Here is a 25074-nt window from a genome sequence, read left to right on the forward strand (position 1 = left end):
CCGTGGGTCCACCGAGCCCCGCTCCGCCGTCCGCCCCCGCCGGAATCCCCGCGCCGGGCTCCCCCGCCGGGCCTCAGTGGCTGGCTCAGGCCGCCAGCACCGGGCCGTCGGCCGCCGCGGACGCCTCCGTGGTCGCCGTGGCCTCCCCGGCCTCGGTGGCCGCAGCCCGCTCCGCCGTGCGCAGCCGCAGCGCCAGCAGCAGCACCAGGACCATCACCCCGCCCGCCGACAGGAAGACCACGTCCACGGCGTCCGTGAAGCTCCGCAGCGCGTGCTCCCGGGCCGCACCGGTCAGCGTGCGCACCGTGGAGAGGGAGCGTCCGGGCTCAGCGGCCTCGAACACCCGGGTCAGCACCGTGCCGAAGAGCGCCGCGCCGAGCGCGTTGCCGAGGGTCTGGAAGAACCGGACGCCGGTCGTGGCGACGCCGAGCTGCTCGCGCGGGGCGGTGTCCTGCACCATGGTGATCAGCTGCCCGATCAGCTGCCCGAACCCGGCGCCGAGCAGGGCGAGTTCGGCGCCCACCGCCCACAGCGGGGTGTCCGGGCCGCTGAGCCCGAGCAGGGCCAGGGCGAGCACCGAGACGCCCGAGCCGACGATCAGGAAGGTGCGCGGCCGGTGGCCGCAGGCGATCAGCCGGGTGGCGAGCAGGCCGACGCCGGTCATCCCGGCGGCCATCGGCATCAGGAAGAGGCTGGCCGTGGTCGCGGCGACCCCCCGGGCGATCTGCAGGTAGAGCATCACGTAGACGATCGCGCCCACCATGCCCGTCCCGACCAGGCCCTGGACCGCGAAGCCGATCCGCACCACCGGGATCCGGAACAGCGAGAGCGGGAGCACCGGCTCGGCGGCGGTGGCCTGGCGCCACAGGAAGAGCCCGAGCGAGGCCAGGGTGGCGGCGCAGAGCCCGAGGATCACCGGGGACGTCCAGGCGTAGTCCTTGCCGCCCCACTCGGTGACCAGCAGCAGCCCGGTGGCGAAGGCGCCGGCCAGGGTGGCGCCGAGGAAGTCCAGGCCGCGCCGGCCGAGGTTGCGCGGCAGCTTGACCACCAGGGCGAAGCCGGCCAGGACGAGCAGGCCGAGCGGCACGTTGACGTAGAAGATCCAGCGCCAGCCGAGGTGGTCGGTGAACAGCGCGCCGACCAGCGGGCCGACCGCCATGCCGAGCCCGGCGACGATGCCGCCCATCGCACCGCCCTTGCCGCCCCTGCGCTCCTCCGGATCCTGGAGCTGGGCCATCACCACCATGGTCACGCTCATCAGCCCGCCGCCGCCGATGCCCTGGACGGCCCGGAAGGCGATCAGTTCGCCCATCGACTGCGCGGCCCCGCAGAGCACCGAGCCGAACAGGAAGGTGCCGACCGCGCCCAGCAGCACCCGCTTGGCGCCGTACACGTCGCAGAGCTTGCCGTAGAGCGGGAGCAGCGCGGTGGCCGCCAGCGAGAAGGCGCTGACCATCCAGGGCAGCCGGTCGACGCCGTGGACCGGGTCGAGGTCGCGGACGATCGGCACGGTGGCCGCCGAGACGATGTTGGAGTCGAGCACGGCCAGCACGATCGTCACCAGGCAGAGCAGCATGGCGAGTTGGCGCTGGGCGGTGGTCATCAGGGTGGATCCGGCCGGGCCGGGTGTGAGCGGGGCAGCGGTTGCCATCGGGAAGTCCCCCCGGGTGTGTGGAGTCGGCCCCGACCGGTGCGGTCCGGCGGGCTCGGCACCAACCATGGCAGCAACTTTGGACCGGGTCAATTCTTCATCTGGACCAATCTTTCAGCCAGGCACATCTTTCTGCTCGGTCTAGCTTTGATCCTGGTACAGTCTTCGCATGGCGACCCACCACGGCTTGGACCTCGGCCCCGACCGCGACCTCGACGCCCTGCCGCTGCGCGAGCGCAAGAAGATCCAGACCGGCAGCCGGATCTTCCGCACGGCCATCGGCCTGTTCGTCGAACGGGGCTTCGACCAGGTCTCGGTGGCCGAGATCGCGGCCGCCGCCGAGGTCTCCAAGATGACCGTGTTCAACTACTTCCCGACCAAGGAGGACCTGGTCCTCGGGCCGGTGGAGCAGCACCTCGACGAGCCCGCCCGGGTGGTGCGCGACCGCGCCCCGGGCACCTCGGCGGTGACGGCGCTGCGCGAGCACTTCCTGGCCGCCCTGGAGCGCCGGGACCCGGCCACCGGCCTGAACGACGACGCGGTGGTGCTGGACGTGATCCGGCTGATCCACGCCACCCCGTCGCTGGCCCTGCGCGCCACCTCGGCCTTCGACCGGCGCGCCCAGAGCCTGCTCGCCGACGAACTGCGCCGGCAGGACCCGGCCCATGACGAGCTGACCGCCCGGGTCGCGGCCGCCCAGCTGCTCGCCGTCCGGCTCACCCTGATCGCCGGCAACCACCTGCGGATGCTGGCCGGTGAGCGCGCCGCGGACGCCCTGCCCGGCGCCCTCGACGAGGCCCGGCGCGCCTTCGCCGTGGTCGAACACGGCCTCGGCACGTACTGCGCGGGCCCGGCCCGACCGGGCGCAGGCGCCGCCTGACCGAGGACCGGACCGGCCCGGCCCGAAAGAGCGCCGGACCGGCCTGAGAGAGTGGGCGCACCACGACCGACGCCGGAGGTGCGCATGGACCAGCCACTGCTCACGCGGGACCGCTCCGCCCTGCCCACCCGGGCCGAGGGCCTGAACGCGTACGTCGGCGAGGACGGCGTCGCCGTCCTGGAGTTCGCCCGCCCGCACCGCCGCAACGCGGTGACCCTGGCGATCTGGCGGGCGCTGCCCGAGGTGCTGGACCGGCTCGCCGAGCGGCCGGGCGTACGGGCCCTGCTGCTGACCGGCGCCGGGAACACCTTCAGCGCGGGCGCGGACATCACCGAACTCGCCGAGGTGTACAGCAATCCGCAGCGCGCGGACGCGTACCACGCGGTCAACGTGGCCGCCGAGGAGGCGCTCGCGGCCTTCCCGCACCCGACCCTCGCCGTGGTGCACGGCGCCTGCGTGGGCGGCGGCTGCCAGCTGGCCGTCGCCTGCGACCTGCGCTTCGTCGCCGAGGACGCCCGGCTGGGGATCACCCCGGCCAAGCTCGGTGTGGTCTACCCGGCGGTGCCGACCCTGCGGCTGGCCCGGCTGGTGGGTCCGGCCCGGGCCAAGTACCTGCTGTTCTCCGGCGAGTTGGTGCGCGGCCGGGACGCGCTGCCGCTGGGCCTCGCCGAGCGGGTCCTGCCGGACGCCGAACTGGACGCCGCCGCCTTGGAGTTCGCCCGGCTGCTGACCACCCGCTCGACCCAGACGATCGGCGCGGTGAAGGCCGCGCTGGCCGTCCCGGCGGAGCGGGCGGCCGAGGCGCTGGAGCCCTGGGAGCGGCGCTCGCGGGAGGCCTCGGACGTGCACGAGGGGCTGGCCGCGTTCCTGGCGGGCCGCCCGGCGCGGTTCTGAGCCGCAAGCCGGCGGGCCCTCCGCACGGACGGCAGCACCGCCCACTCACGTACGATCATCGGACCGACGCCGAGCCGTCGACCGCCCTTCCCCACCCGGAGCACCCACCCCGATGACCACCGAGGCCACGACCGCCCCCACCAGCCGGACGACCTGGGCCCGCCGGGTCACCGACGGCGTCGAGCCGAAGAACGTGATCATCGCGGTCTGCCTGCTGATCGGCGGCCTGCGCTACGGCTGGTCCGGCCTCGGCTGGGCCGCCTTCGCCGCACTGTTCGCGGCCGTCATCCCGACCCTGTTCATCCAGCGCGGCATCCGCAAGGGCACCCTGGAGGACCGCCACGTCGGCCACCGCCAGCGCCGGCTGACCGTCATCCCGTTCATCATGGGCTCGGTCGCCGTCAGCTTCGCGGTGATGATCCTGGCGCACGCCCCGCGCGACCTCACCGCGATGGTGGCGGCGATGTTCGCCTCGCTGGTGCCGATCCTGGCGATCACCGTCTGGTGGAAGGTCTCCGTGCACACCGCCGTGGCGGCCGGCGCGGTGGCCTGCCTCGGCATCGCGCTCGGCCCGCTGTGGCTGCTGCTCTACCCGCTGGTCGCGGTGATCGGCTGGTCCCGGGTGGTGCTGCGGGACCACACCACCGCGCAGACGATCGTCGGCGCGGTGGTCGGCTCCCTCTCCGCCGGGCTGACCTTCTGGCTGGCCCGATAGCCAGGCCCGGCAGTCCCGTCTAGGCCGTCAGGCTCGGCAGTCCCGGCCCGTCCCCCGCTAGCGGATCGGCATCCCCGAGACCGCCCGGGCGATCACCAGCCGCTGGATCTCGCTGGTCCCCTCGAAGATCGAGTAGATCGCGCTGTCCCGGTGCATCCGCTCCACCGGGTACTCCCGGGTGAAGCCGTTGCCGCCGAGGATCTGCATCGCCTGCGCGGTGACGAACTTGGCCGTCTCGCCCGCGTACAGCTTGGACATCGAGCCCTCGGCCGCGGTGAACGGCTGGTTGTTGGCGGCCATCCAGGACGCCCGCCAGACCAGCAGCCGGGCCGCGTCGATCCGGGTCCGCATGTCGGCGAGCTGGAAGGCCACGCCCTGGTTGTCGATGATCGGGCGGCCGAACTGCTCCCGGGTCTTCGCGTAGTCCAGCGCGACCTCGTACGCGGCCCGGGCGATGCCGATCGCCTGCGCCCCGACGGCCGGGCGGGAGGCCTCGAAGGTGGCCATCGCCGCATTGCCCCGGCCGCCCGCCCGCTTGACGCCCTCCCGGGCCCGGGCCAGCCGCTCGTCCAGCTTCTCCTTGCCGCCGAGCAGGCAGCTGCCGGGCACCCGGACGCCGTCCAGCACCACCTCGGCGGTGTGCGAGGCGCGGATGCCGTGCTTCTTGAACTTCTGGCCCTGGCTCAGCCCGGGGGTGCCCGGCGGGACGACGAAGGAGGCGTGCCCGCGGGTGCCCAGCTCCGGGTCCACGCTGGCCACCACGACGTGCACGGCGGCGATCCCGCCGTTGGTGGCCCAGGTCTTGGTGCCGTTGAGCACCCACTCGTCCTTGGCCTCGTCGTACACGGCCCGGGTGCGCAGCGCGCCCACGTCGGAGCCGGCGTCCGGCTCGGAGGAGCAGAAGGCGGCCACCTTGACGTCGTCGGGGGTGCCGAACATCTGCGGGGTCCAGGTGCCGATCTGCTCGTCGGTGCCGTTGGCGAGCACCGCGACGGCGGCCAGCGTGGTGCCGACGATGGCCAGCCCGATGCCCGCGTCGCCCCAGAACAGCTCCTCCATGGCGATCGGGATGCCGACGCCGGAGGGGTCGAAGTACTGCTGGGCGTAGAAGTCCAGCGAGTAGATGCCCAGCTTGGCGGCCTCCTGGATGACCGGCCAGGGGGTCTCCTCCCGCTCGTCCCACTCGGCCGCGGCGGGGCGGATCACGTCGGCGGCGAAGCCGTGCAGCCAGTCGCGTACGGCGAGCTGGTCCGCGCCCGGGTCCAGCGAGAACGTGCTGCTCATGGGGGAGCCTCCGCAGAAGGGGTGACGACGCAGGGTTCACGGCCGCCCGATGCGACCCACCGGGGTGTTACCCCGGGTAACATGGTCGGAGTCTGCTACTGATTGGTAACCGGTGTCAACGCCCAGGCCACCCAGAATCCCGAGGAGCAGCGCATGTCCCGAGAGCCCCGCCGCGAGCAGCTGCTCAACGCCGCCGACCGGGTCATCCAGCGCGAGGGGCCGAGCGCCAGCATGAACGCCATCGCCGCCGAGGCCGGCATCACCAAGCCGATCCTCTACCGCCACTTCGGCGACCGGACCGGCCTGATCAGGGCACTGACCGAGCGCCACACCAGCGGCCTGCTGGCCGCCGTCCGGGCCGCCCTGGCCGAACCGCTGGAACGCCGCGACCGGGTCGAACACGTCCTGGACACCTACCTCGCCGGGATCGAGGCCCGCCCCCAGGTCTACCGGCTGCTCACCCACCCCGAGCCCGGCGACCCCAGCGGCGCGGGCAACGCCCTCGCCCCCGCGCTGCGGCAAATCGCCGAGGAGATCACCCGCGCCGTGCAGAACCAGGTCGACCTCGGCGCCGACCGCGACCTGCTCGCCGAGGCCTGGGGCCGGGGCATCACCGGCATGGTGCTGGCCGCCGGCGACTGGTGGCTGGAGACCAGACCCTGCACGCGCACCCGCATGGTGCAGGCCCTGGCCGACCTGCTGTGGGGCCGGCTCGCCGCCGCCGCGGACCTGCCCACCGCCATCCTGCCGCCCACCCCCGCCGAACCGAACGGCGACTGAACCCGACGTCCTCCCAGGGCAGTTGCACCGACCCCGGCCGCGCACGACCCTTGTGCCGGCCCGGCGGCCACGGGCATCATCGGGCCCCCACCCCCCGCCGTGCGAGGTCCCCGATGCGCCTGTGCCGCACCGCCGTCGCCCTGCTGCTCGCCGCCACCGCCGCCCTCGGCGGCGCCGCCCCGGCCGCCGCCCACGGCGGCCACCCGGCCCGCTTCCCCACCGGCACGGCCACCGGCCCGGACGGCCGTACCGCCCTCACCGACGACCAGGGCCGCCGCCTCCAACTGCGCGGCTTCAACCTCGACAAGTACGCCGAGGCCACCTCGGCCGACCTCGACTCCGTCGCCGCCCAGGGGTTCACCCTGGTCCGGCTGCCGGTCTCCTGGACCAGGCTGGAGCCCGAACGCGGCCGCCTCGACCCCGCCGAACTGCACCGGATCCAGGCGCTCCTCGACCGGGCCGACCGCCTCGGCCTGCTCGTCCTGGTCGACTTCCACCAGGACGTCTACGGGCCGCAGTTCGGCGGCGGCACCAACGGCATCCCGCGCTGGGCCACCCGCGACGACGGCCTGCCGTTCACCCCCGACCCGAAGGACTGGTTCGCCGGCTACTTCCAGCCCGCCGTCCAGGCCGCCTTCCGCCACCTCTACGACGACCCCGACCTGCGCGCCTGGCAGGCCGACTTCTACACCCGGCTCGCCCGCGAACTGTGCGGCCACCGCTCCCTGTTGGGCTACGACCTGTTCAACGAGCCGTTCGGCCCGGTGGACGGCGACCCGACCGACCCGGCCGTGCTCGCCGCCGCCTCCGCCGCCCTGGAACAGGGCCGGCTCGCCGACATGTACCGCCGCCTGATCGCGGCCGTCCGCCAGGCCGACTCCCGCGCCTGGCTGTTCGTCGAACCGACCGTGCTGGTCGGCCAGGGCGTGCCCACCGCCCTCCCCGGCTTCACCGACCCCCGCCCCGGCGCGCCCCGGCTCGGCTACGCCCCGCACTTCTACGACACCGCGGTGGAGAACGGCGCCGACTGGAACCCCGCCGACGGCTTCGTCGAGCAGTACACCGCCGCGATCACCGGCTACCCGGCCGCCCACCACCTGCCCGTACTGGTCGGCGAGTGGGGGCCGCCCGACTCCCGCACCCCCGGCAACACCCTGCTGGTCCGCCGGCAGGTCGCCGCGATGGACGGCTTCGCCGAGGGCTGGACGATGTGGTACTGGTGCCGGGGCACCGGCGGCTACTGCGCCCTCGACCCCGTCGGCCACCCGGCCCCCGGCGACGGCCCCGCCTTCGGCCCGTACCCGGCGGCCGTCCCCGGCACCGACGTCCGGACCACCCCCGGGGGCGCCGCGGGCGCCACCACCGTGCGCTGGACGGCCGACGGCAGCGGCCGCACCGGCGAACTCGTCCTGCCGCCCGCCGCGTTCCCGCACGGCACCCGGGTCGCCGTCTCCCCCGCCGACGCCCGGGCCGAGGTCGAGCAGCCCGCGGACGGCCGCGCGGGAACCGTACGGATCCGGCTCCCGCACGCCCGCCCGGGCACACCGGTGACGGTGACGCTCACCCCACGCTGACCGGCCCGGACCGCGCAACCGGCCCGGACCGCGTGACTGGCCCAACCCGCGTGACTAGCCCAGACCGCGGCGCTCCAGCAGCGGCGCGGTCTCCGGCGCCCGCCCGACCACCGCGCGGAAGGACTCCAGCGGGTCCCGGCCGAACCCGCGCGCCAGCAGCTCGCGCCGGAACAGCTCGCCGCTGTCCCGCACCGACCGCCCGTTGGTCTCGAACCACCGCACGGTGTCCGCGTCCAGCACCTCCGACCAGATGTACGCGTAGTACCCGGCGCTGTAGCCGCTGGAGAAGATGTGCTGGAAGTACGGCGTGCGGTAGCGCGGCGGGATCGCCGGCACGGCGAGACCGGCCTCCGCCAGCACCCGCGCCTCGAACTCCTCGGCGTCCTCGACCCGGTGGCCCTGCGGCAGGGTGTGCCAGGCCCAGTCCAGCAGCGTCGCCGCGAGGTACTCCACCGTCCGGAAGCCCTCCCCGAACCGCTCGGCCGCGGTCATCCGCTCGACCAGCTCGGCCGGCAGCGGCTCCCCGGTGACGTGGTGGCGGGCGTAGTTGGCCAGCACCTCGGGCCGGACCATCCACATCTCGTTGACCTGCGAGGGGAACTCCACGAAGTCCCGCGGCACGGCGGTGCCCGCGAACAGCGGGTAGCGCACGTCCGAGAACAGCCCGTGCAGCGCGTGCCCGAACTCGTGGAACAGGGTGCGCACCTCGTCCCAGCTCAGCAGCGCCGGCTCGCCCGGCGCCGGGCGCGGGATGTTGAGGGTGTTGAGCACCACCGGCCGCCGCCCGGTCAGCCCGGACTGGCCCACCAGCTCGTCCATCCAGGCGCCGCCGCGCTTGGACGCCCGGGCGTGGAAGTCCCCGATGAACAGGCCCAGCGCGGTGCCGTCCTCCTCGAACACCTCGAAGACCCGGGCGTCCGGGTGGTGCGCCGTCAGCTCCGGCCGCTCGGTGAAGGTGATCCCGTACGCGAGCCCGGCGGCGAAGAACACGCCGTCCACCAGCACCCGCTCCAGCTCGAAGTACGGGCGCAGCGCGGCGGTGTCCACCTGGTAGGAGGCCTGGCGCACCTTCTCCGAGTAGTACGCCCAGTCGTGCGCGGCGAGCTCCTCGACGCCGTCCGCGGCCGCCACCGCGGCCAGCTCGGCGGCCTCCCGGCGGGCGTTCGCCACGGCCGGCTCCACCAGCCGGGAGAGCAGCCCGGAGACCGCCTCGACCGTCCCGGCGGTCTCGTCCGCGACGACGTAGGCGGCGTGGTTCGGGAAGCCCAGCAGCGCGGCCCGCTCGGCGCGCAGCCCCGCCATCCGGATCGCCAGCGGGCCGTTCTCCGCGCCGGCCCGGCCGAGCGAGGCGGCCAGCAGCCGCTCGCGCACCGAGCGGTCGGCCAGCTGGGCCAGCTCGGGCTGGCCGGAGGTGCTCTTGAGGCTGAGCACGTACCGGCCCTCGTGGCCGAGCACCCGGGCGTTCTCGGCCGCACCGGCGATCGCGCCCTCGGACAGCCCGGCCAGCTCCTCGGCGGTGTCCACGACCAGCGCGGCGGCACGGGTGGCGGCGTTCACGTTCTGCTGGAACGTCGTTCCCAGCGCGGCGAGTTCGGCGTTCAGCTCGCGCAGCCGGTCCTGCTCGGCCGCGCCCAGCCGGGCACCGGAGCGGACGAACGCGGTGTACCAGCGCTCCAGCAGCCGCAGCGACTCCGGGTCCAGCCCCAGGGCGGCCCGGTCCCCGTACAGCGCCTCGATCCGGGCGAACAGCCGCCGGTCCAGGTGGATCGCGTCGTGGTGGGCCGCGAGCAGCGGGCTGACCTTCGCCTCCACCTCGTCCAGCAGCTCGGTGGTGTCGGAGGAGGACTGGTTGCGGAACACCGCGTCCACCCGGCGCAGCAGCTCACCGGAGCGCTCCAGGGCCACCAGGGTGTTCTCGAAGGTCGGCTCGGACCGGTCGTCGGTGATCGCCGCGATCTCGGCCAGCTGCTCGGCCGTTCCGCGCTCGTACGCGGGCAGGTAGTGCTCCTCCCGGATCTCGGCGTAGGGAGGCAGTTCGTAGACCAGGGGGCTGGCCGCGAAGAACGGGTTCTCGGTCATTCCGCCGACCCTACGCGGTGTCCTCCCGCGTGCCCATACACCCCAGGTCATCGTTGTCAGACCCACCCGTTAACGTCGACCGCGCGGACCCCCGGTCCGCACACCCGCGCCCCACCCGCACACCCGACCCGCACCCCCGGCCCACCGCAGCACCGCCAGGACGCGCCCCAGGAGAGAGGAGACACCCGCCGTGGCCCCCAGAACCGCCCTCGTGCCCGACCAGCACGGCCCCGGCGGCCGCCTCCAGCCGCTCGACGACGCCGGCCGGCCGCTCGGCCCGCCGGAGGCCGTCCGCGACCTCGCCGCAGCCGTCGCCGCCCTGGAGTCCGCCACCCGCCCGCGCTGGGTCTGGGCCGCCGCGGACTCCGGGTACGCCCCGCTGCTGCCCCGGCTGCCCGACCGGCTCGCCCGCTGCCACGACCTCCGGCTGGTCGAGGCGCTACTGCTGGGCCACGAGGGCCGCTTCGGCGCGCCGCGCTCACTCGGCGCCGCCTGGTCCCGGCTGCACGGCCGGCCCGTCCCGGAGGACCTGCCCGAACCCGGCCTGTCCGACGCGGACGACGGCCAGGACACCCTGTTCGCCCCCGACCGGCTGCAACTGCCGCCCGGTGCCGATCCACTGGCCGCCGTGGTGGAAGTGCACGCCGAGCAGCAGCGGCGGATCGCCGCCATCGCCGACCCAGCGGCCCGGCAGCGCTTCCGACTGCTGGCCGCCGCCGAGTCGGCCGGCGCCCTGGTGGCCGCCGAGATCGCCCACGACGGCCTGCCCTGGCGCTCCGACGTCCACGACCGGCTGCTCACCGACCTGCTCGGCCCCCGTCCGGCCGTCCCCGGCACCCAGCCCCGGGTGCTCGCCGACCTCGCCGTCGAACTCCAACAGGCCCTCGGCGCCAAGCCGTTCAACCCCGACTCGCACACCCAGGTGCTGCGCGCCTTCGCCGAGGCCGGCATCCAGCTCGGCTCCACCCGCTCCTGGGAGCTCAAGGAGATCGACCACCCGGCCGCCCGGCTGCTGGTCCGCTACAAGGAGCTGGCCCGGATCCACGTCGCCCACGGCTGGGCCTGGCAGGACGCCTGGGCCCGCGGCGGCCGCTTCCGGCCCGAGTACGTGGTCGGCGGCGTGGTCTCCGGCCGCTGGGCCAGCCGCGGCGGCGGCGCCCTGCAGATCCCGCGCATCCTGCGCCGCGCCGTGGTCGCCGACCCGGGCTGGCTGCTGGTGGTCGCCGACGCCGCCCAGCTGGAGCCGCGGGTGCTCGCCGCGCTCTCCCAGGACGCCGGGCTGGCCCGCACCGCGGCCGGCGGCGACCTCTACGAGTCGCTGGCCGCCCAGGCCTTCCAGGGCGACCGCGACAAGGCCAAGCTCGGCCTGCTCGGTGCCATGTACGGGCAGACCAGCGGCGACATCGGCCCGCTGCTGAACACCCTGCGCCGGCGCTACCCGGCCGCGATGGGCTACGTCGAGGCGGCCGCCCGCACCGGTGAGGACGGCGGCGTGGTCACCTCCCGGCTGGGCCGGGTCTGCCCGCCGGCCTCCGCCGCCTTCCTGGACCTCACCGAGGCCGACGCCGGCGGCGAGACCGGCGGCCGCACCGCCCGCGCCCGCGGCCGGTTCACCCGCAACTTCGTCATCCAGGCCAGCGCCGCGGACTGGGCGCTCGCCCTGCTGGCAGCGCTGCGCCGACGGCTGGGCGAACTGCCCGTGCCCGGCCCGGCGGACCGCCCGCACCTGGTGTTCTTCCAGCACGACGAGGTGATCGTGCACACCCCGGCCAACCTGGCCGAGCAGGTGGCCGCCGCCGTCGCCGAGTCCGCCGACGAGGCCCGGCGGCTGGTCTTCGGCGACACCCCGGTGCGCTTCCCGCTCAGCACCGCGGTGGTGGACTGCTACGCCGACGCCAAGTGACCGCCGCTACAGCTTGCGGAAGGAACGCGCCTCCTCCGCCGCCGCGACCACCTCGGCCAGCCCCGCCCCGGTCGAGGCGGTGACGACGGCGGCCACCGCACCCTCCACGAACGGCGCGTCCACCAGCCGCACCCCCGGCCTGGGCTCGTCCTCCAGCACGGTCACCGCGGTCAGCACCGAACTGCCGAGGTCCGGCAGCACCACCACCCCGGCCCCGCCGTCCGCCTCCGCGACCGCCCCGGCGATCAGCTCGTAGCTGGTGCCGAGCCCGCCGTCCTCCGTCCCGGCCGCGACCACCACCCGCACACCGTCCGGGGCGAGTTCGCCGAGCAGCTCACGCAGCCCCTCGGCCAGCTTGGCACTGTGCGAAACCAGAACGACGCCCACCCGTCCACTCATGCGCCCGACCCTACGGCCCGCCCCACTGCTCCGGAAGGGTGAGCGGAACCGCGCGTGTCGCACCCCGTGCCCCCACCCCCCGTCTGGCGTAGCGTCGGCCCCAGGCTGTTGCGTCCACCCGCGGTCACCCAAGGGAGCGAAGTGAAGAAGCTGATCAACACCCCGGAGAGCGTCCTGGCGGACGCCCTGGCCGGAGTCGCCGCCGCCCACCCCGAGCTGGCGGTGGACATCCCCAACCGGGTGATCACCCGAGCCGCCCGCCCGGCCGGCCCCAAGGTCGCGTTGATCTCCGGCGGCGGCTCCGGCCACGAGCCGTTGCACGGCGGCTTCGTCGGCCCCGGCATGCTCGACGCCGCCTGCCCGGGCGAGGTGTTCACCTCCCCCGTCCCGGACCAGATGCTGGCCGCCGCGAAGGCCGTGGAGAACGGCTCCGGCGTCGTCTTCATCGTCAAGAACTACACCGGCGACGTGCTGAACTTCGAGCTCGCCGCCGAACTCGCCGCCGAGGAGGGCCTGGAGGTCCGCACCGTCCTGGTCAACGACGACGTCGCGGTCGAGGACTCCACCTGGACGGCCGGCCGCCGGGGCACCGGCGCGACCGTCCTGGTCGAGAAGACGGCCGGGGCGCTCGCCGAACGTGGCGCCGCCCTGGACGAGGTCGCCGCCCTCGGCGAGCGGGTCAACGCCGCCTCCCGCTCCTTCGCGATCGCGCTCACCGCCGCCACCGTCCCGGCCGCCGGCAAGCCCGGCTTCGACCTGCCCGAGGACGAGATCGAGGTCGGCGTCGGCATCCACGGCGAGCCCGGCCGCCGCCGCGAGAAGCTCCGCCCCGCCCGCGAACTGGCCGCCGAGGTGGTCGAGACCATCCTCGCCGACCACCACCTGACCCCGGGCGACGAGGTGATCGCCCTGCTCAACGGCATGGGCGCGACCCCACTGCTGGAGCTGTACGTGGTCTACGGCGAGGTCGCCGCCCGGCTCGCCGAGCACGGCATCACGGTGGCCCGCAGCCTGGTCGGCAACTACGTCACCAGCCTCGACATGGCGGGCTTCTCGCTCACCCTCACCAAGGCCGACCCCCAACTGCTGGACCTCTGGGACGCCCCGGTCGACACCCCCGCCCTCAAGCGCGCCTGAACGGAGCCGGCATGGACTTCGACACCACCCTCGCCGAGGCCTGGATCCGCGCGATCGCCGCGGCCGTCGAGCAGGAGGAGGCCCGACTCACCGACCTGGACTCGGCAATCGGCGACGGCGACCACGGCAGCAACCTCCACCGCGGCTTCACCGCCGCCCTCACCGCCCTGGACGGCCTCCGGCCCGACAGCCCCGGCGCCGTCCTCACCAAGACCGGCACCACCCTCATCTCCAAGGTCGGCGGCGCCTCCGGCCCCCTCTACGGCAAGGCCTTCCGCGCCATCGGCGCCGCCCTCCCCGGCCCCGCCGACCCCACCACCCTCGCCGAGGCCCTCGCCGCCGGCCTGGACGCGATCCGCATCCTCGGCAAAGCCACCCCCGGCGACAAAACCATCGTGGACGCCTGGACCCCCGCCGTAACCGCCCTCCGCACCGCCGCCGCCACCGGCGCCGACCTCCCCGAAGCCACCGCAGCCGCCGCCGAAGCCGCCGAACAAGGCGCCCTCGCCACCATCCCCCTCCGCGCCCGCAAGGGCCGCGCCTCCTACCTGGGCGACCGCAGCACCGGCCACCAGGACCCCGGCGCCACCTCCACCGCCCTCCTCTTCCGCACCCTCGCCCAAACCACCACCACCCACTAACCACCCCCACGGGCGCCAAAACCCCACCCCACCCGCACCAACCCACCCACCCCCACCACCCCCTCCCCCTCACCCGCCCAAGGCGAGAGGGACGCGCTGCGGGAGGGGGCGGTGGAGGGGGTGGGTGCGGAAGGGGGCGTGACGGGTGATTTTCAGACCGCCAACGGCGAGCACCCCGCACCATGAGGGTCGGCGGTCGGAAAATCATCCAGCCCCCGGAGCGCCCACCCCCGGAACCGCCCCCGGCGTCACCCACCCTCCCGAAAGCCCACCCCCCAACCAAAGCCCCGCGCAGCGGCCCCCTTCAGTCCGTCCACGCAATCAGCAACAACAACGCGTCATCCCGCAACTCCCCACCCGCATGCGCCAGCAGATCCGCATACACCCGCCCCACCGCCGCCTCCAACTCCCCCGCCGAGCGCCCAGCTCCCCGCACCAGCGGCCCGACCCGCTCCGCCAACGGATAGAACTCCCCGCTCCTGCGGTGCCGCGCCTCGATCACCCCGTCCGTGTACAGCACCAGCACGTCCTCCGCCCCGAACGGCTGCCCCCAGGTGGTCGGCTCCCCCGCCGCCAGCCGCCCGAGGCCCAGCGGCACCCACGGATCCGGCGCGTCGAGCACGTGCGCGTGCCCGTCACCGTCGACCCGGATCGGCGCCACGTGCCCGTACTGGAGCAGCTCCATCTCCCCAGGCCGCCGGAACTCGGCGAACAGCGCCGTGGTGAACTCCCCGTCCGGCACGTGCCGCTCGACACTGGCCTCGATCCGCGAGGCGACCCCCCGCAGCCCGGCCTCGTCGTACGCGGCCTCTCGGAACGCGCCGAGCACCACCGCCGCGGTCTGGACGGCGGCCAGCCCCTTGCCGCGGACGTCCCCGACCGCGACCCGGGTGCCGTGCGGCGTCTCCAGCACCGAGTAGAGGTCCCCGCCGATCCGTGAGGCGTCCGCCGCGGACACGTACCGCACGGCGAGCCGCAGCGGCCCGACGGCCGGCCCGGGCAGCCGCAGCAGGGCCCGCTGGGCGGCTTCGGCGACGGAGCTGACCGCCGCGAAGGCGGCCGCCCGCCGCATCCGGATCTTGGCGACCCAGGCCGAGAACAGCGTCAGAACCAGATAGCTGACCATCGCACCGTAGAGGAAGCGGGCGTCGTTGATGTTGTCGACCTGGTCGTAGTGGCTGAGCCCGAAGACGGCGAGCAGCCCGACCGCGCAGACGGCGAGCAGTTCGCCGGGCTTGAGGGTGAGCGCGGCGACGGCCGGGACGACGGTCATCAGCGGTGCGAGGTACCGGTCCTTGCCGGAGAGGAGGTCCGCGAGTGCGACCAGCAGGACGGCGAGCAGCGCCGGGGCGGCCCGCCACCGGAACGGCACGTCCTGGAGGTCGGCGGCCATCAGGGCACCGCGCCGCCGGTCCGGTGACAGCCCGGCGTCAGAGGGGGCCGAGGGCGACTGGGCACGGCGGATCGGGAACACATATCGAACATAAGGGACGATCACGGCCCCGAACCACCCACCACCCCCACCCCCACCCACCTCACTCCCCTCACTCCCATCCGTCCCCATTGCCCGATTTGTCATAAAGTTCAATGCGATCCGCGTCACCCACCCCGCCGGGAAATACCCCAGAGGGGTATGGTGTTCGAAGAGCTGGAGAGCAGGAGATCCAGCACCCGCACCGACCTCCAGGAGGCCCCGATGTCCAGCACCATCACCTACACCGTGTCCGGCATGAGCTGCGGCCACTGCGAGAAGGCGATCAGCGAGGAGCTGTCCGCGCTGACCGGTGTCACCGAGGTCGCCGCCGACGCCCAGGCCGGTACCGTAACGGTCTCCTCCGCCGTCCCGCTGGCGGAGGAGCAGGTCCGCGCCGCGATCGACGAGGCCGGCTACGAGCTGGTCGGTCCCGCCGCCTGAGCCACCCCGGTACGGCGGGGGCCCGCCCAGGCCCCCGCCACCACGTCCAAGGAGCCCTCCGCATGACCACCTCCGCCCCCGGCATCGGGGCACCGGGCCGGGTCGAGCTGTCGATCGGCGGGATGACCTGTGCCTCCTGCGCCGCCCGGATCGAGAAGAAGCTCAACCGGATGGACGGCGTCGAGGCCACGGTCAACTTCGCCACCGAGAAGGCCCGGGTCGACTTCGGCCCCGGCGTCACGGTCGAGGAGCTGATCGAGACCGTCGAGCGGACCGGCTACACCGCCGAGCTCCCACCGCCCCCGGCCCCCGCCACCCCCGATCCCGGCTCCGACCCCGCACACGGCGACCACCACGCCCAAGGCGGCCACCCCGCCCACCGCGACCGCCCCGGCCCGGCCGGCCACCCCGGCGCCGACCCGCTGCGCGAACGCCTGCTGATCAGCGCCCTGCTCGGCATCCCCGTGGTGCTGCTCTCGATGGTCCCCGCCCTGCAGTTCACCGACTGGCAGTGGCTGGCCTTCGCCCTCACCGGCCCGGTCGTCTGCTACGGCGGCCTGCCCTTCCACCGCGCCGCCTGGACCAACCTCAAGCACGGCGCCGCGACCATGGACACCCTGGTCTCGCTCGGCACCCTGGCCGCCTTCGGCTGGTCCTGCTGGTCCCTCTTCCTGGGCCACGCCGGCCTGCCCGGCATGCACCACGCGTTCTCGCTCACGGTCGGCGACACCGACCCCGCCGCCAGCCTCTACCTGGAGACCGCGGCCGCCGTCACCGTGCTGATCCTGCTCGGCCGCCACCTCGAGGCCCGCGCCAAGCGCCGGGCCGGCGCGGCCCTGCGCGCCCTGCTGGACCTCGGCGCCAAGGACGTGACCGTGCTCCGGGGCGGGCGCGAGGTCCGGCTGCCGGTGGAGCAACTGGCCGTCGGCACCCGCTTCGTGGTCCGCCCCGGCGAGAAGGTCGCCACCGACGGCACGGTGGTCGAGGGCAGTTCCGCGGTGGACGCCTCGATGCTGACCGGCGAGTCCGTCCCGGTCGAGGTCGGGGTCGGGGACGCCGTCACCGGTGCGACCGTCAACGCGGGCGGCCGGCTGGTGGTCGAGGCGACCAAGGTCGGCGCGGACACCCGGCTGGCCCGGATGGCCAAGCTGGTCGAGGAGGCCCAGAACGGCAAGGCCGCCGCCCAGCGCCTGGCCGACCGGATCTCCGCGGTCTTCGTCCCGGTGGTCATCCTGATCGCCCTGGCCACCCTGGTCGGCCGGCTGCTGGCCACCGACAGCCCCACCGCGGCGTTCACCTCCGCCGTGGCCGTGCTGATCATCGCCTGCCCGTGCGCCCTGGGCCTGGCCACCCCGACCGCCCTGCTGGTCGGCACCGGCCGCGGTGCCCAGCTCGGCATCCTGATCAAGGGCCCGGAGGTGCTGGAGACCACCCGCAGGGTCGACACCGTCGTCCTGGACAAGACCGGCACCGTCACCACCGGCCGGATGACCCTGCTCGCCGTGCACACCGCCGAGGAGGTCACCGAGGCCGAGGCGCTGCGCCTGGCCGGCGCCCTGGAGCACGCCTCCGAGCACCCGATCGCCCGGGCGATCGCCACCACCGCCGCCGACCGCCTCGGCGGGCTGCCGCCGGTCCGGGACTTCCGCAACCTGCCCGGCCGGGGCGTGCGGGGCGTCGTGGACGGCCGTACGGTCACGGCCGGGCGCGCGGCCGTGCTGGCCGACCTCGCCCAGCCCCTGCCGCCCGTCCTGGCCCGCGCCGTGGCCGCCGCCGAGTCGGCCGGCCGCACCGCGGTCGCGGTCGGCTGGGACGGCAGGGCCCGGGCCGTCCTGGAGGTGGCGGACTCGCTCAGGCCGACCAGCGTCGAGGCCGTCACGAAGCTACGGGCCCTGGGCCTGACCCCGGTGCTGCTGACCGGCGACAACCGCACGGTGGCGGAGGCGGTGGCCGCCGAGCTCGGCATCGCACCGCAGGACGTCATCGCCGAGGTGCTGCCCGAGGACAAGGTGGCGACGGTCCGCCGACTCCAGGCCGAGGGCAGGGTCGTGGCGATGGTCGGCGACGGCGTCAACGACGCGGCCGCGCTCGCCCAGGCCGACCTGGGCCTGGCGATGGGCACCGGCACCGACGCCGCGATCGAGGCCGGCGACCTCACCCTGGTCCGCGGCGACCTGCGCGCCGCCGCCGACGCCGTCCGGCTCAGCCGCAGGACCCTCGCCACCATCCGGGGCAACCTCTGCTGGGCCTTCGGCTACAACGTCGCGGCGATCCCGCTGGCCGCCGCCGGACTGCTGAACCCGATGATCGCCGGGGCCGCGATGGCCTGCTCCTCGCTCTTCGTGGTCGGCAACAGCCTCCGGCTGCGCCGCTTCCGGGCCGCCTGAGCCCGGCCGGACGCCGGCCACCGGACGCCAGCCACTGGACACCGGACGACGCGACGCGGGGCCCGGACCGTCCTCGGTCCGGGCCCCGCGTCACATCTCAACGCCTCGACGCATCAGCGTCTCAGCACCTCAACGCCCCAGCAGTTCCCCGCCGTTGCAGTGCAGGATCTCGCCGGTGATGAACCCGGCCTCCGGCGAGGCGAGGAAGGTGACCGCAGCCGCCACCTCCCCGGTCTCGCCGATCCGGCCGAGCAGGGTGCGCCCCGCCCGGCGGGCCACCTCGGCCTCGTCCAGCCGCGGCCCGAAGAACTCGGTGCCGGCCACCGTGCCCGGCGCGACGATGTTGGCGGTGATCCCCGAGGTGCCCAACTGCGCGGCCAGGAAGTGGTTCCAGGCGTGCAGCGAGGCCTTCGCCGCACCGTACGAGCCGGCCCCGCGCAGGGCGGCGATGGAGCTGATGGTGACGACCCGGCCGGAGCCCGGGGTGAGCCGGTCCCGGATCGACTCGGTGAGCAGCACCACGGTCAGCACGTTGCGCTCGAAGTCGCCGCGCCAGCGCGCCAGCAGGGCGTGCGGCCCGCCGCCGACCACGGTCTCCCGGCTGCCGGCGTTGTTCACCAGCACGTCGATCCGCTCGGGCAGTTCCGCCAGCACGGCCTCCACGGCGTCCGGGTCGGCGAGGTCGCACACCAGCGGGGTGACGTTCGGCCCGAGGTCGATCGCGGCCTTCTCCAGGACGGCCCGGCGCCGACCGACGATCACCACGTGCTCGCCCGCCTCGGCGAACCGCCGCGCGACTTCGTACCCGATTCCCGTGCCACCGCCGGTGACGACGACGTTCCTGGACATCTGCGCACTCCCTCCCCAGTTCCGCCGTCGCGCGACGAGGGGGCGCGACGGTCCGTACCGGAATGCCACGATTCCTATCACGCTCGGTTGCCGTGACTGCGGGGAGGGTGACGTCTCGCCCGAGGGAAGGTGTGATATGGGCGCGGTACGAGGCGCCTACGGAGCGTGGCGAGAGGCAGCTCACACCCCCCGGGCGTAACTTCTCGCACCCTGATACGTCTTAGGTTGGTAGTGCGGCAGTTTTTCCGCTGGGCGGGGCACGATCAACGGCAATGTGTCCCCGCGCCGCCGGCGGGCTGTCGCCGACGGGGCTCCGGCGGGCCCCGGGAACGGTCGTCGAACTCTCGACGGCCTTCGCGCACGGCGCCGGGGTTGTGGCGGGCCAGGGACGCTTTGAGCGGCCGTCCCCGGTCGCGGCCGGCCCCGGAGTCGTGCGCCGTACGGTTCCGTCCCCGCCCGCAGGCCTTCCGGGCCTGCGGGTGAGGACGCGAAGGGGCCCGGCCGCTCAGCAGCGGCCGGGCCCCTTTCGGTGCGGTGCGACGTCAGCGCTGGTCGAGCTCGACGTAGTCGCGGATCGCGGTGCCGGTGTAGATCTGGCGCGGGCGGCCGATCCGGCTGGTCGGGTCGTTGATCATCTCGTGCCAGTGGGCGATCCAGCCCGGCAGCCGGCCGAGGGCGAACAGCACGGTGAACATGCTGGTCGGGAAGCCCATGGCGCGGTAGATCAGGCCGGTGTAGAAGTCCACGTTCGGGTACAGCTTGCGCGAGATGAAGAAGTCGTCCTTGAGGGCGTGCTCCTCCAGCTTGAGCGCGATCTCCAGCAGCTCGTCGCTCTTGCCGAGCTGGCCGAGGACCTCGTGCGCCAGCAGCTTGACCTGCGCGGCGCGCGGGTCGAAGGCCTTGTAGACGCGGTGGCCGAAGCCCATCAGCTTGACGCCGGCTTCCTTGTTCTTCACCTTCGTGATGAACGCGTCGACGTCGCCGCCGTCCTTCTGGATGCTCTCCAGCATCTCCAGGACGGCCTGGTTGGCGCCGCCGTGCAGCGGGCCCCACAGCGCCGAGATGCCCGCCGAGATCGAGGCGAACAGGTTGGCGTGGCTGGAGCCGACCAGGCGCACGGTGGAGGTGGAGCAGTTCTGCTCGTGGTCCGCGTGCAGGATGAGCAGCTTGTCCAGGGCGTTGACGACGACCGGGTTGAGCTCGTAGTCCTCGGCGGGGACGGCGAAGGTCATCCGCAGGAAGTTCTCGACGTAGCTCAGGTCGTTGCGCGGGTAGACGAAGGGCTGGCCCATCGCCTTCTTGTACGCGTACGCGGCGATCGTCGGCAGCTTGGCCAGCAGGCGGACGGTCGACAGGTGGCGCTGGGCCGCGTCGAACGGGTTGTGGCTCTCCGGGTAGAACGTGGAGAGCGCACCGACCACCGAGGACAGCATGGCCATCGGGTGGGCGTCCCGCGGGAAGCCCTGGAAGAAGCGCTTGACGTCCTCGTGCAGCAGCGTGTGCTGGGTGATCTCGCGGTTGAACTCCGCCAGCTGGTCCGCGTTGGGCAGCTCGCCGTTGATCAGGAGGTACGCGGTCTCGATGAAGCCGCCCTGTGCTGCGAGCTGCTCGATCGGGTAGCCGCGGTACCGCAGGATGCCGTTGTCGCCGTCCACGAAGGTGATCGCGGACTTGTACGCGGCGGTGTTACCGAAGCCGTTGTCCAGGGTGACCAGGCCGGTCTGCGGGAGCAGCTTCGAGATGTCGAAGCCGGAGTTGCCCGCAGTGCTCTCGACGACGGGGTACTCGTACTCGCCGTCCTGGTACCGCAGTACTACCGAGTTGTCGCTCACGTCTTCCTCACCGACGAAATGAATCCTCTTCCAAGGTGCCCTGACTGTCTCTACCATCCCCCATCCGGAGGACAGCCGCGCACCCGGGGTGGCCCGGAAGGGCCCGCCCCTACAAAACCTTCTGCCCCTGCCGGTACGAACCGGACAAGATCGGCACCACCCTAGGCTCTTCCGTAAATCTCTTCACGTCAAGAGAACATTAGAGGCAACCATCCTGTTGGATAATCATCCAGAAGCAAGTCGATGATCCAGCGCGGCGTGCCGCCGACCTGCACTGACGGCCCTCACAGCCTGCGCGATCGCCTTCCGTGACCCGACCAGCACCACGAGTTTCCTCGCCCTGGTCACAGCGGTGTAGAGCAGATTCCGCTGGAGCATCGTCCAAGCGGACATAGTGACCGGAATCACCACCACCGGGTACTCGCTGCCCTGCGAGCGGTGGATGGTCACCGCGTAGGCGTGGGCCAGCTCGTCCAGCTCGTCGAAGTCGTACGACACCTCCTCGTCCTCGTCGGTGAGCACCGTCAACCGCTGGTCGTCCACGCTGAGGGCGGTCACCACTCCCACTGTGCCGTTGAAGACCCCGTTCCGCCCCTTGTCGTAGTTGTTGCGGATCTGGGTGACCTTGTCCCCCACCCGGAAGGTCCGCCCGCCGAAACGCCGCTCCGCCAGACCCTCCCGGGCCGGCGTCACCGCCCCCTGCAACAGGGTGTTCAGGTTCCCCGCCCCCGCCGGGCCCCGGTGCATCGGCGCCAGCACCTGGACGTCCCGGCGCGGGTCGTAGCCGAACTTCTGCGGGATCCGACGGGCCACCACGTCCACCGTCAGACCGGCCGCCCGCTCGGTGTCGTCCTCCACGAACAGGAAGAAGTCCGCCAGACCCTCCGTCAACGGCGGCTTCCCCTCGTTGATCCGGTGCGCGTTGGTCACCACGCCCGACTGCTGCGCCTGCCGGAAGATCCGGGTCAGCCGCACCGAGGGGATCGGCCCGTCCTCGGCCAGCAGATCCCGCAGCACCTCGCCGGCCCCCACCGAGGGCAGCTGGTCCACGTCCCCCACGAACAGCAGGTGGGCGCCCGGCGGCACCGCCTTGACCAGCTTGTTCGCCAGGATCAGATCCAGCATCGAGGCCTCGTCCACCACCACCAGGTCCGCGTCCAACGGCCGGTCCCGGTCGTACGCGGCGTCACCGCCCGGCTTCAACTCCAGCAGCCGGTGCACCGTCGAGGCCTCCGCCCCGGTCAGCTCCGCCAGCCGCTTGGCCGCCCGCCCGGTCGGCGCCGCCAGCACCACCTTCGCCCGCTTGGCCAGCGCCATCGTCACGATCGACTTCACCGTGAACGACTTGCCGCAGCCCGGACCACCCGTCAGCACCGCGACCTTCTCGGTCAGCGCCAGCCGCACCGACTGCTCCTGCTCCGGCGCCAGCGCCGCCCCGGTCCGCCGGGCCAGCCACTCCAGCGCCACCGGCCAGTCCACGTCCGCCGACCACGGCAGCCGGTCGGAGTCCGAACGCAGCAGCCGCAACAGCTGGTTGGCCAGCGAGATCTCCGCCCGGTGGAACGGCACCAGGTACACCGCGGTGATCGGCTCGCCCGCCTCCCCCGGCACCGTCTCGCGCACCACCCCCTCCGCCGCGACCAGCTCCGCCAGGCAGTCGATCACCAGCCCCACGTCCACCTGCAACAGCTTCACGCCGTCCGCGATCAGCCGCTCCTCCGGCAGGTAGCAGTGCCCCTGGTCGGTGCTCTGCGACAGCGCGTACTGCAGGCCCGCCTTCACCCGCTCCGGACTGTCGTGCGGGATGCCCACCGCCTGGGCGACCCGGTCCGCCGTCAGGAAGCCGATCCCCCAGACGTCCGAGGCCAGCTTGTACGGCTCGTTGCGGACCACCCCGATCGAGGCGTCCCCGTACTGCTTGTAGATCCGCACCGCCAGCGAGGTCGACACCCCGACCCCCTGGAGGAAGACCATCACCTCCTTGATGGCCTTCTGCTCCTCCCAGGCCGCGGCGATCTTCTTGGTGCGCTTCGGCCCCAGCCCCGGCACCTCGATCAGCCGGCCCGGCTCGTTCTCGATCACCTCCAGGGTGTCCACCCCGAAGCGCTCGACGATCCGCTCGGCGAACCGCGGCCCGATCCCCTTGATCAGCCCCGACCCCAGGTATCGCTGGATGCCCTGGACCGTCGCGGGCAGCACCGTGGTGTAGTTCTCCACCGTGAACTGCCGCCCGTACTGCGGGTGCGAGCCCCAGCGCCCGTGCAGCCGCAGCGACTCCCCGACCTGCGCCCCGAGCAGCGCGCCCACCACCGTCAGCAGGTCGTTCCCGCCCCGGCCGGTGTCCACCCGGGCGACCGTGTAGCCGGTCTCCTCATTGGCGTAGGTGATCCGCTCCAGCACGCCCTCGACCTGCGCGAGCTGGCGGGGCACCTCCTGCCCCGACTGCGCCTGCTTGCCCACCGGAGCCCCCTTCGACCGGTACGGGTGGACCATTCCGTTACGCACCGTACCGCCCCGCGCGGACAGCTCCGGACCGCCCACCGGACCCACCGTGCACCGCCCGCCGGACCCACCGTGCACCGCCCCGACCGAGGTGCCAGGCTGAAAGGGTCCAGGGGGTCGTCGACCGCGCCCGCGCCCGTACGGGACCCGTCCGAGGAGCAGTGCCGCCATGCTCAACACCGACTTCCGCCCCGGTGCCCCCAACTGGCTCGACCTGAGCAGCCCCGACACCCGGGCCTCCGTCGACTTCTACACCGCCCTGTTCGGCTGGACCTTCGACTCGGCCGGCCCCGAAGCCGGCGGCTACGGCTTCTTCCAGCTCGACGGCCGCACCGTCGCCGCCCTCGGCCCGCTCACCGAGGAGGGCGCACTCCCCGCCTGGACCCTCTACTTCGCCACCGAGGACGCCGACCGCACCACCGACCTGGTCCAACAGGCGGGCGGCCGCGTCCGGTTCACCCCCTTCGACGTCTTCACCGCGGGCCGGATGGCCGGCTACACCGACCCGACCGGCGCCGACTTCGCGGTCTGGCAGCCGCACCACACCCGCGGCCTGGACGTCGTCAACGAGCAGGTCAGCCTCTGCTGGGCCGAGTGCTACAGCGTCGACGCGGAACGGGCCAAGGCCTTCTACCGCACGGTCTTCGGCTGGCAGGAACAGGACGTCCCGCTCGGCGAGGCGCTCTACACCGTGCTCACCCCGGTCGGCGGCGGCACCGACGACGCACACGGCGGGATCCTCCAACTCAGCCCCGAGCACACCGCCCGCGGCACCGGCTCGCACTGGCTCCCCTACTTCGAGGTCCCCAACGTGGACGCCAGCCTCGCCATCGCCGACCGGCTCGGCGCGAAGGTCCGGATCCCGGCCATGGACCTCCACGGGGTCGGCCGGCTCGCCCAGCTGCTGGACCCGCACGGCGCCGTCTTCGCCGTCATCACCAGCGCCGGGCCCGGGGAGTGACCCGGCATCGGACCGTGGTGGGTCGTAGCGGGCCCTGGAGGCACGCTACGGGCGTAGATCGGACCCGCCGGATTCTGGAGCCTCCTTATCCTCTGATCATGACTGAAACGGCTGTTCTGACGATCCGACGGGCCGGCGAGGGCGATCTGCCGGCGATCGTGGCCATGCTCGCGGACGACCCGCTGGGCGCCACCCGCGAGAGCCCCGACGACCTGACCCCCTACCGCACTGCCTTCACCCGCATCGACCGCGACCCGCACCAGCACCTGGTCGTCGCCGAACGCGCCGGCCGCGTCGTCGGCACCCTCCAGCTCACGGTGGTCCCGGGCCTCTCCCGGGCCGGCTCCACCCGCACGATCATCGAGGCCGTCCGCATCCACGCCGAGGAACGCGGCAGCGGACTCGGCACCGAGCTGATCGAGTGGGCCGTCGAGCGCTCCCGCGAACTCGGCGCCGACCTCGTCCAACTCACCTCGGACGCGACCCGCACGGATGCGCACCGGTTCTACGAGCGACTCGGCTTCACGGCCTCGCACATCGGATTCAAGCGGAAGCTCTGAAATCCTCCCGGAAATGCGAAAAGCCCCCGCCGGTGAACCCGGCGGGGGCTTTTCTGAATGATTGTTCGGCGGCGTCCTACTCTCCCACAGGGTCCCCCCTGCAGTACCATCGGCGCTGTGAGGCTTAGCTT

20 protein-coding genes are annotated in these 25074 nt (G+C 73.5%); 12 read left to right on the forward strand and 8 right to left on the reverse strand.

The window, feature by feature from the left end; all coding sequences use genetic code 11:
• Positions 1 to 85: 85 nt before the first annotated feature.
• A complete protein-coding gene (locus AB0F71_RS33385) occupies positions 86 to 1651 on the reverse strand; it encodes an MFS transporter (RefSeq protein ID WP_360242640.1) in 1566 nt (521 codons plus the stop codon).
• A gap of 169 nt (positions 1652 to 1820) precedes the next feature.
• On the opposite strand from AB0F71_RS33385, the gene AB0F71_RS33390 reads away from it, so the two are divergent.
• From AB0F71_RS33390 to AB0F71_RS33400, 3 genes are all read left to right on the forward strand, one after another.
• Positions 1821 to 2531, forward strand: coding sequence for a TetR family transcriptional regulator (locus AB0F71_RS33390; RefSeq protein ID WP_360242643.1), 711 nt, complete (start codon positions 1821 to 1823; stop codon positions 2529 to 2531).
• Positions 2532 to 2615: 84 nt separating this feature from the next.
• Entirely contained in the window at positions 2616 to 3425 is an 810-nt protein-coding gene (locus tag AB0F71_RS33395) for an enoyl-CoA hydratase/isomerase family protein (protein WP_360242646.1), read from the forward strand.
• Between the two features lie 112 nt (positions 3426 to 3537).
• Positions 3538 to 4140 carry a hypothetical protein gene (locus tag AB0F71_RS33400; protein WP_360242649.1) on the forward strand — a complete coding sequence of 201 codons (603 nt, stop codon included), beginning with the start codon at positions 3538 to 3540 and terminating at the stop codon, positions 4138 to 4140.
• A gap of 57 nt (positions 4141 to 4197) precedes the next feature.
• Here AB0F71_RS33400 and AB0F71_RS33405 read toward each other — a convergent pair whose 3' ends face one another.
• Positions 4198 to 5424: an acyl-CoA dehydrogenase family protein gene (locus AB0F71_RS33405; RefSeq protein ID WP_360242652.1), complete on the reverse strand. Its 1227-nt coding sequence runs from the start codon at positions 5422 to 5424 to the stop codon at positions 4198 to 4200.
• A 153-nt stretch (positions 5425 to 5577) separates the two neighbouring features.
• On the opposite strand from AB0F71_RS33405, the gene AB0F71_RS33410 reads away from it, so the two are divergent.
• Both AB0F71_RS33410 and AB0F71_RS33415 read left to right on the forward strand, forming a co-directional pair.
• Positions 5578 to 6204, forward strand: coding sequence for a TetR family transcriptional regulator (locus AB0F71_RS33410; protein WP_360242655.1), 627 nt, complete (start codon positions 5578 to 5580; stop codon positions 6202 to 6204).
• Between the two features lie 113 nt (positions 6205 to 6317).
• On the forward strand, positions 6318 to 7778 hold the full coding sequence (locus AB0F71_RS33415; protein ID WP_360242658.1) for a cellulase family glycosylhydrolase: 1461 nt from the start codon (positions 6318 to 6320) through the stop codon (positions 7776 to 7778).
• A gap of 54 nt (positions 7779 to 7832) precedes the next feature.
• On the opposite strand, the gene AB0F71_RS33420 is transcribed toward AB0F71_RS33415, so the two are convergent.
• Positions 7833 to 9857 (reverse strand): M3 family metallopeptidase, encoded by a 2025-nt coding sequence (locus AB0F71_RS33420; protein ID WP_360242661.1) that lies wholly within the window; start codon positions 9855 to 9857, stop codon positions 7833 to 7835.
• A gap of 190 nt (positions 9858 to 10047) precedes the next feature.
• On the opposite strand from AB0F71_RS33420, the gene AB0F71_RS33425 reads away from it, so the two are divergent.
• Positions 10048 to 11760, forward strand: a complete 1713-nt coding sequence (locus AB0F71_RS33425) for a bifunctional 3'-5' exonuclease/DNA polymerase (protein WP_360242664.1) — start codon at positions 10048 to 10050, stop codon at positions 11758 to 11760.
• Between the two features lie 6 nt (positions 11761 to 11766).
• Here AB0F71_RS33425 and dhaM read toward each other — a convergent pair whose 3' ends face one another.
• The gene (gene dhaM, locus AB0F71_RS33430) at positions 11767 to 12159 is read right to left on the reverse strand and encodes a dihydroxyacetone kinase phosphoryl donor subunit DhaM (RefSeq protein ID WP_360242667.1); all 393 of its coding nucleotides are present in this window, start codon (positions 12157 to 12159) and stop codon (positions 11767 to 11769) included.
• Between the two features lie 141 nt (positions 12160 to 12300).
• On the opposite strand from dhaM, the gene dhaK reads away from it, so the two are divergent.
• Both dhaK and dhaL read left to right on the forward strand, forming a co-directional pair.
• Positions 12301 to 13296: a dihydroxyacetone kinase subunit DhaK gene (dhaK, locus tag AB0F71_RS33435; protein ID WP_360242670.1), complete on the forward strand. Its 996-nt coding sequence runs from the start codon at positions 12301 to 12303 to the stop codon at positions 13294 to 13296.
• 11 nt (positions 13297 to 13307) lie between these two features.
• Entirely contained in the window at positions 13308 to 13937 is a 630-nt protein-coding gene (gene dhaL / locus AB0F71_RS33440; RefSeq protein ID WP_360242673.1) for a dihydroxyacetone kinase subunit DhaL, read from the forward strand.
• A 304-nt stretch (positions 13938 to 14241) separates the two neighbouring features.
• On the opposite strand, the gene AB0F71_RS33445 is transcribed toward dhaL, so the two are convergent.
• Positions 14242 to 15330, reverse strand: a complete 1089-nt coding sequence (locus tag AB0F71_RS33445; protein WP_360242676.1) for a PP2C family protein-serine/threonine phosphatase — start codon at positions 15328 to 15330, stop codon at positions 14242 to 14244.
• A gap of 303 nt (positions 15331 to 15633) precedes the next feature.
• Here AB0F71_RS33445 and AB0F71_RS33450 point away from each other — a divergent pair, with 303 nt between their 5' ends.
• Positions 15634 to 15852, forward strand: coding sequence for a cation transporter (locus tag AB0F71_RS33450; protein ID WP_360242694.1), 219 nt, complete (start codon positions 15634 to 15636; stop codon positions 15850 to 15852).
• A 62-nt stretch (positions 15853 to 15914) separates the two neighbouring features.
• Positions 15915 to 18239 (forward strand): heavy metal translocating P-type ATPase, encoded by a 2325-nt coding sequence (locus AB0F71_RS33455; protein WP_360242679.1) that lies wholly within the window; start codon positions 15915 to 15917, stop codon positions 18237 to 18239.
• A 129-nt stretch (positions 18240 to 18368) separates the two neighbouring features.
• On the opposite strand, the gene AB0F71_RS33460 is transcribed toward AB0F71_RS33455, so the two are convergent.
• From AB0F71_RS33460 to AB0F71_RS33470, 3 genes are all read right to left on the reverse strand, one after another.
• Positions 18369 to 19088 (reverse strand): SDR family oxidoreductase, encoded by a 720-nt coding sequence (locus tag AB0F71_RS33460; RefSeq protein WP_360242682.1) that lies wholly within the window; start codon positions 19086 to 19088, stop codon positions 18369 to 18371.
• Between the two features lie 542 nt (positions 19089 to 19630).
• On the reverse strand, positions 19631 to 20920 hold the full coding sequence (locus tag AB0F71_RS33465) for a citrate synthase (RefSeq protein ID WP_030289141.1): 1290 nt from the start codon (positions 20918 to 20920) through the stop codon (positions 19631 to 19633).
• A gap of 225 nt (positions 20921 to 21145) precedes the next feature.
• The gene (locus AB0F71_RS33470; protein WP_360242685.1) at positions 21146 to 23380 is read right to left on the reverse strand and encodes an ATP-dependent RecD-like DNA helicase; all 2235 of its coding nucleotides are present in this window, start codon (positions 23378 to 23380) and stop codon (positions 21146 to 21148) included.
• A 211-nt stretch (positions 23381 to 23591) separates the two neighbouring features.
• Here AB0F71_RS33470 and AB0F71_RS33475 point away from each other — a divergent pair, with 211 nt between their 5' ends.
• Positions 23592 to 24383 (forward strand): VOC family protein, encoded by a 792-nt coding sequence (locus AB0F71_RS33475; protein ID WP_360242688.1) that lies wholly within the window; start codon positions 23592 to 23594, stop codon positions 24381 to 24383.
• 98 nt (positions 24384 to 24481) lie between these two features.
• Positions 24482 to 24943: a GNAT family N-acetyltransferase gene (locus AB0F71_RS33480; protein WP_360242691.1), complete on the forward strand. Its 462-nt coding sequence runs from the start codon at positions 24482 to 24484 to the stop codon at positions 24941 to 24943.
• Positions 24944 to 25074: the final 131 nt, after the last annotated feature.

This window comes from Kitasatospora sp. NPDC028055 (genome assembly GCF_040637885.1).
Lineage (GTDB): Bacteria > Actinomycetota > Actinomycetes > Streptomycetales > Streptomycetaceae > Kitasatospora.

Bases quoted from the DNA above. Each gene is read 5' to 3' on its own strand.
- AB0F71_RS33455 (WP_360242679.1), top strand. From the start codon at position 15,915: ATGACCACCTCCGCCCCCGGCATCGGGGCACCGGGCCGGGTCGAGCTG.
- AB0F71_RS33415 (WP_360242658.1), top strand. From the start codon at position 6,318: ATGCGCCTGTGCCGCACCGCCGTCGCCCTGCTGCTCGCCGCCACCGCC.
- AB0F71_RS33475 (WP_360242688.1), top strand. From the start codon at position 23,592: ATGCTCAACACCGACTTCCGCCCCGGTGCCCCCAACTGGCTCGACCTG.
- dhaM (WP_360242667.1), bottom strand. From the start codon at position 12,159: ATGAGTGGACGGGTGGGCGTCGTTCTGGTTTCGCACAGTGCCAAGCTG.
- AB0F71_RS33405 (WP_360242652.1), bottom strand. From the start codon at position 5,424: ATGAGCAGCACGTTCTCGCTGGACCCGGGCGCGGACCAGCTCGCCGTA.
- AB0F71_RS33450 (WP_360242694.1), top strand. From the start codon at position 15,634: ATGTCCAGCACCATCACCTACACCGTGTCCGGCATGAGCTGCGGCCAC.
- AB0F71_RS33385 (WP_360242640.1), bottom strand. From the start codon at position 1,651: ATGGCAACCGCTGCCCCGCTCACACCCGGCCCGGCCGGATCCACCCTG.
- AB0F71_RS33420 (WP_360242661.1), bottom strand. From the start codon at position 9,857: ATGACCGAGAACCCGTTCTTCGCGGCCAGCCCCCTGGTCTACGAACTG.
- AB0F71_RS33400 (WP_360242649.1), top strand. From the start codon at position 3,538: ATGACCACCGAGGCCACGACCGCCCCCACCAGCCGGACGACCTGGGCC.
- AB0F71_RS33390 (WP_360242643.1), top strand. From the start codon at position 1,821: ATGGCGACCCACCACGGCTTGGACCTCGGCCCCGACCGCGACCTCGAC.
- AB0F71_RS33445 (WP_360242676.1), bottom strand. From the start codon at position 15,330: ATGGCCGCCGACCTCCAGGACGTGCCGTTCCGGTGGCGGGCCGCCCCG.
- dhaL (WP_360242673.1), top strand. From the start codon at position 13,308: ATGGACTTCGACACCACCCTCGCCGAGGCCTGGATCCGCGCGATCGCC.
- AB0F71_RS33460 (WP_360242682.1), bottom strand. From the start codon at position 19,088: ATGTCCAGGAACGTCGTCGTCACCGGCGGTGGCACGGGAATCGGGTAC.
- AB0F71_RS33395 (WP_360242646.1), top strand. From the start codon at position 2,616: ATGGACCAGCCACTGCTCACGCGGGACCGCTCCGCCCTGCCCACCCGG.
- AB0F71_RS33480 (WP_360242691.1), top strand. From the start codon at position 24,482: ATGACTGAAACGGCTGTTCTGACGATCCGACGGGCCGGCGAGGGCGAT.
- AB0F71_RS33410 (WP_360242655.1), top strand. From the start codon at position 5,578: ATGTCCCGAGAGCCCCGCCGCGAGCAGCTGCTCAACGCCGCCGACCGG.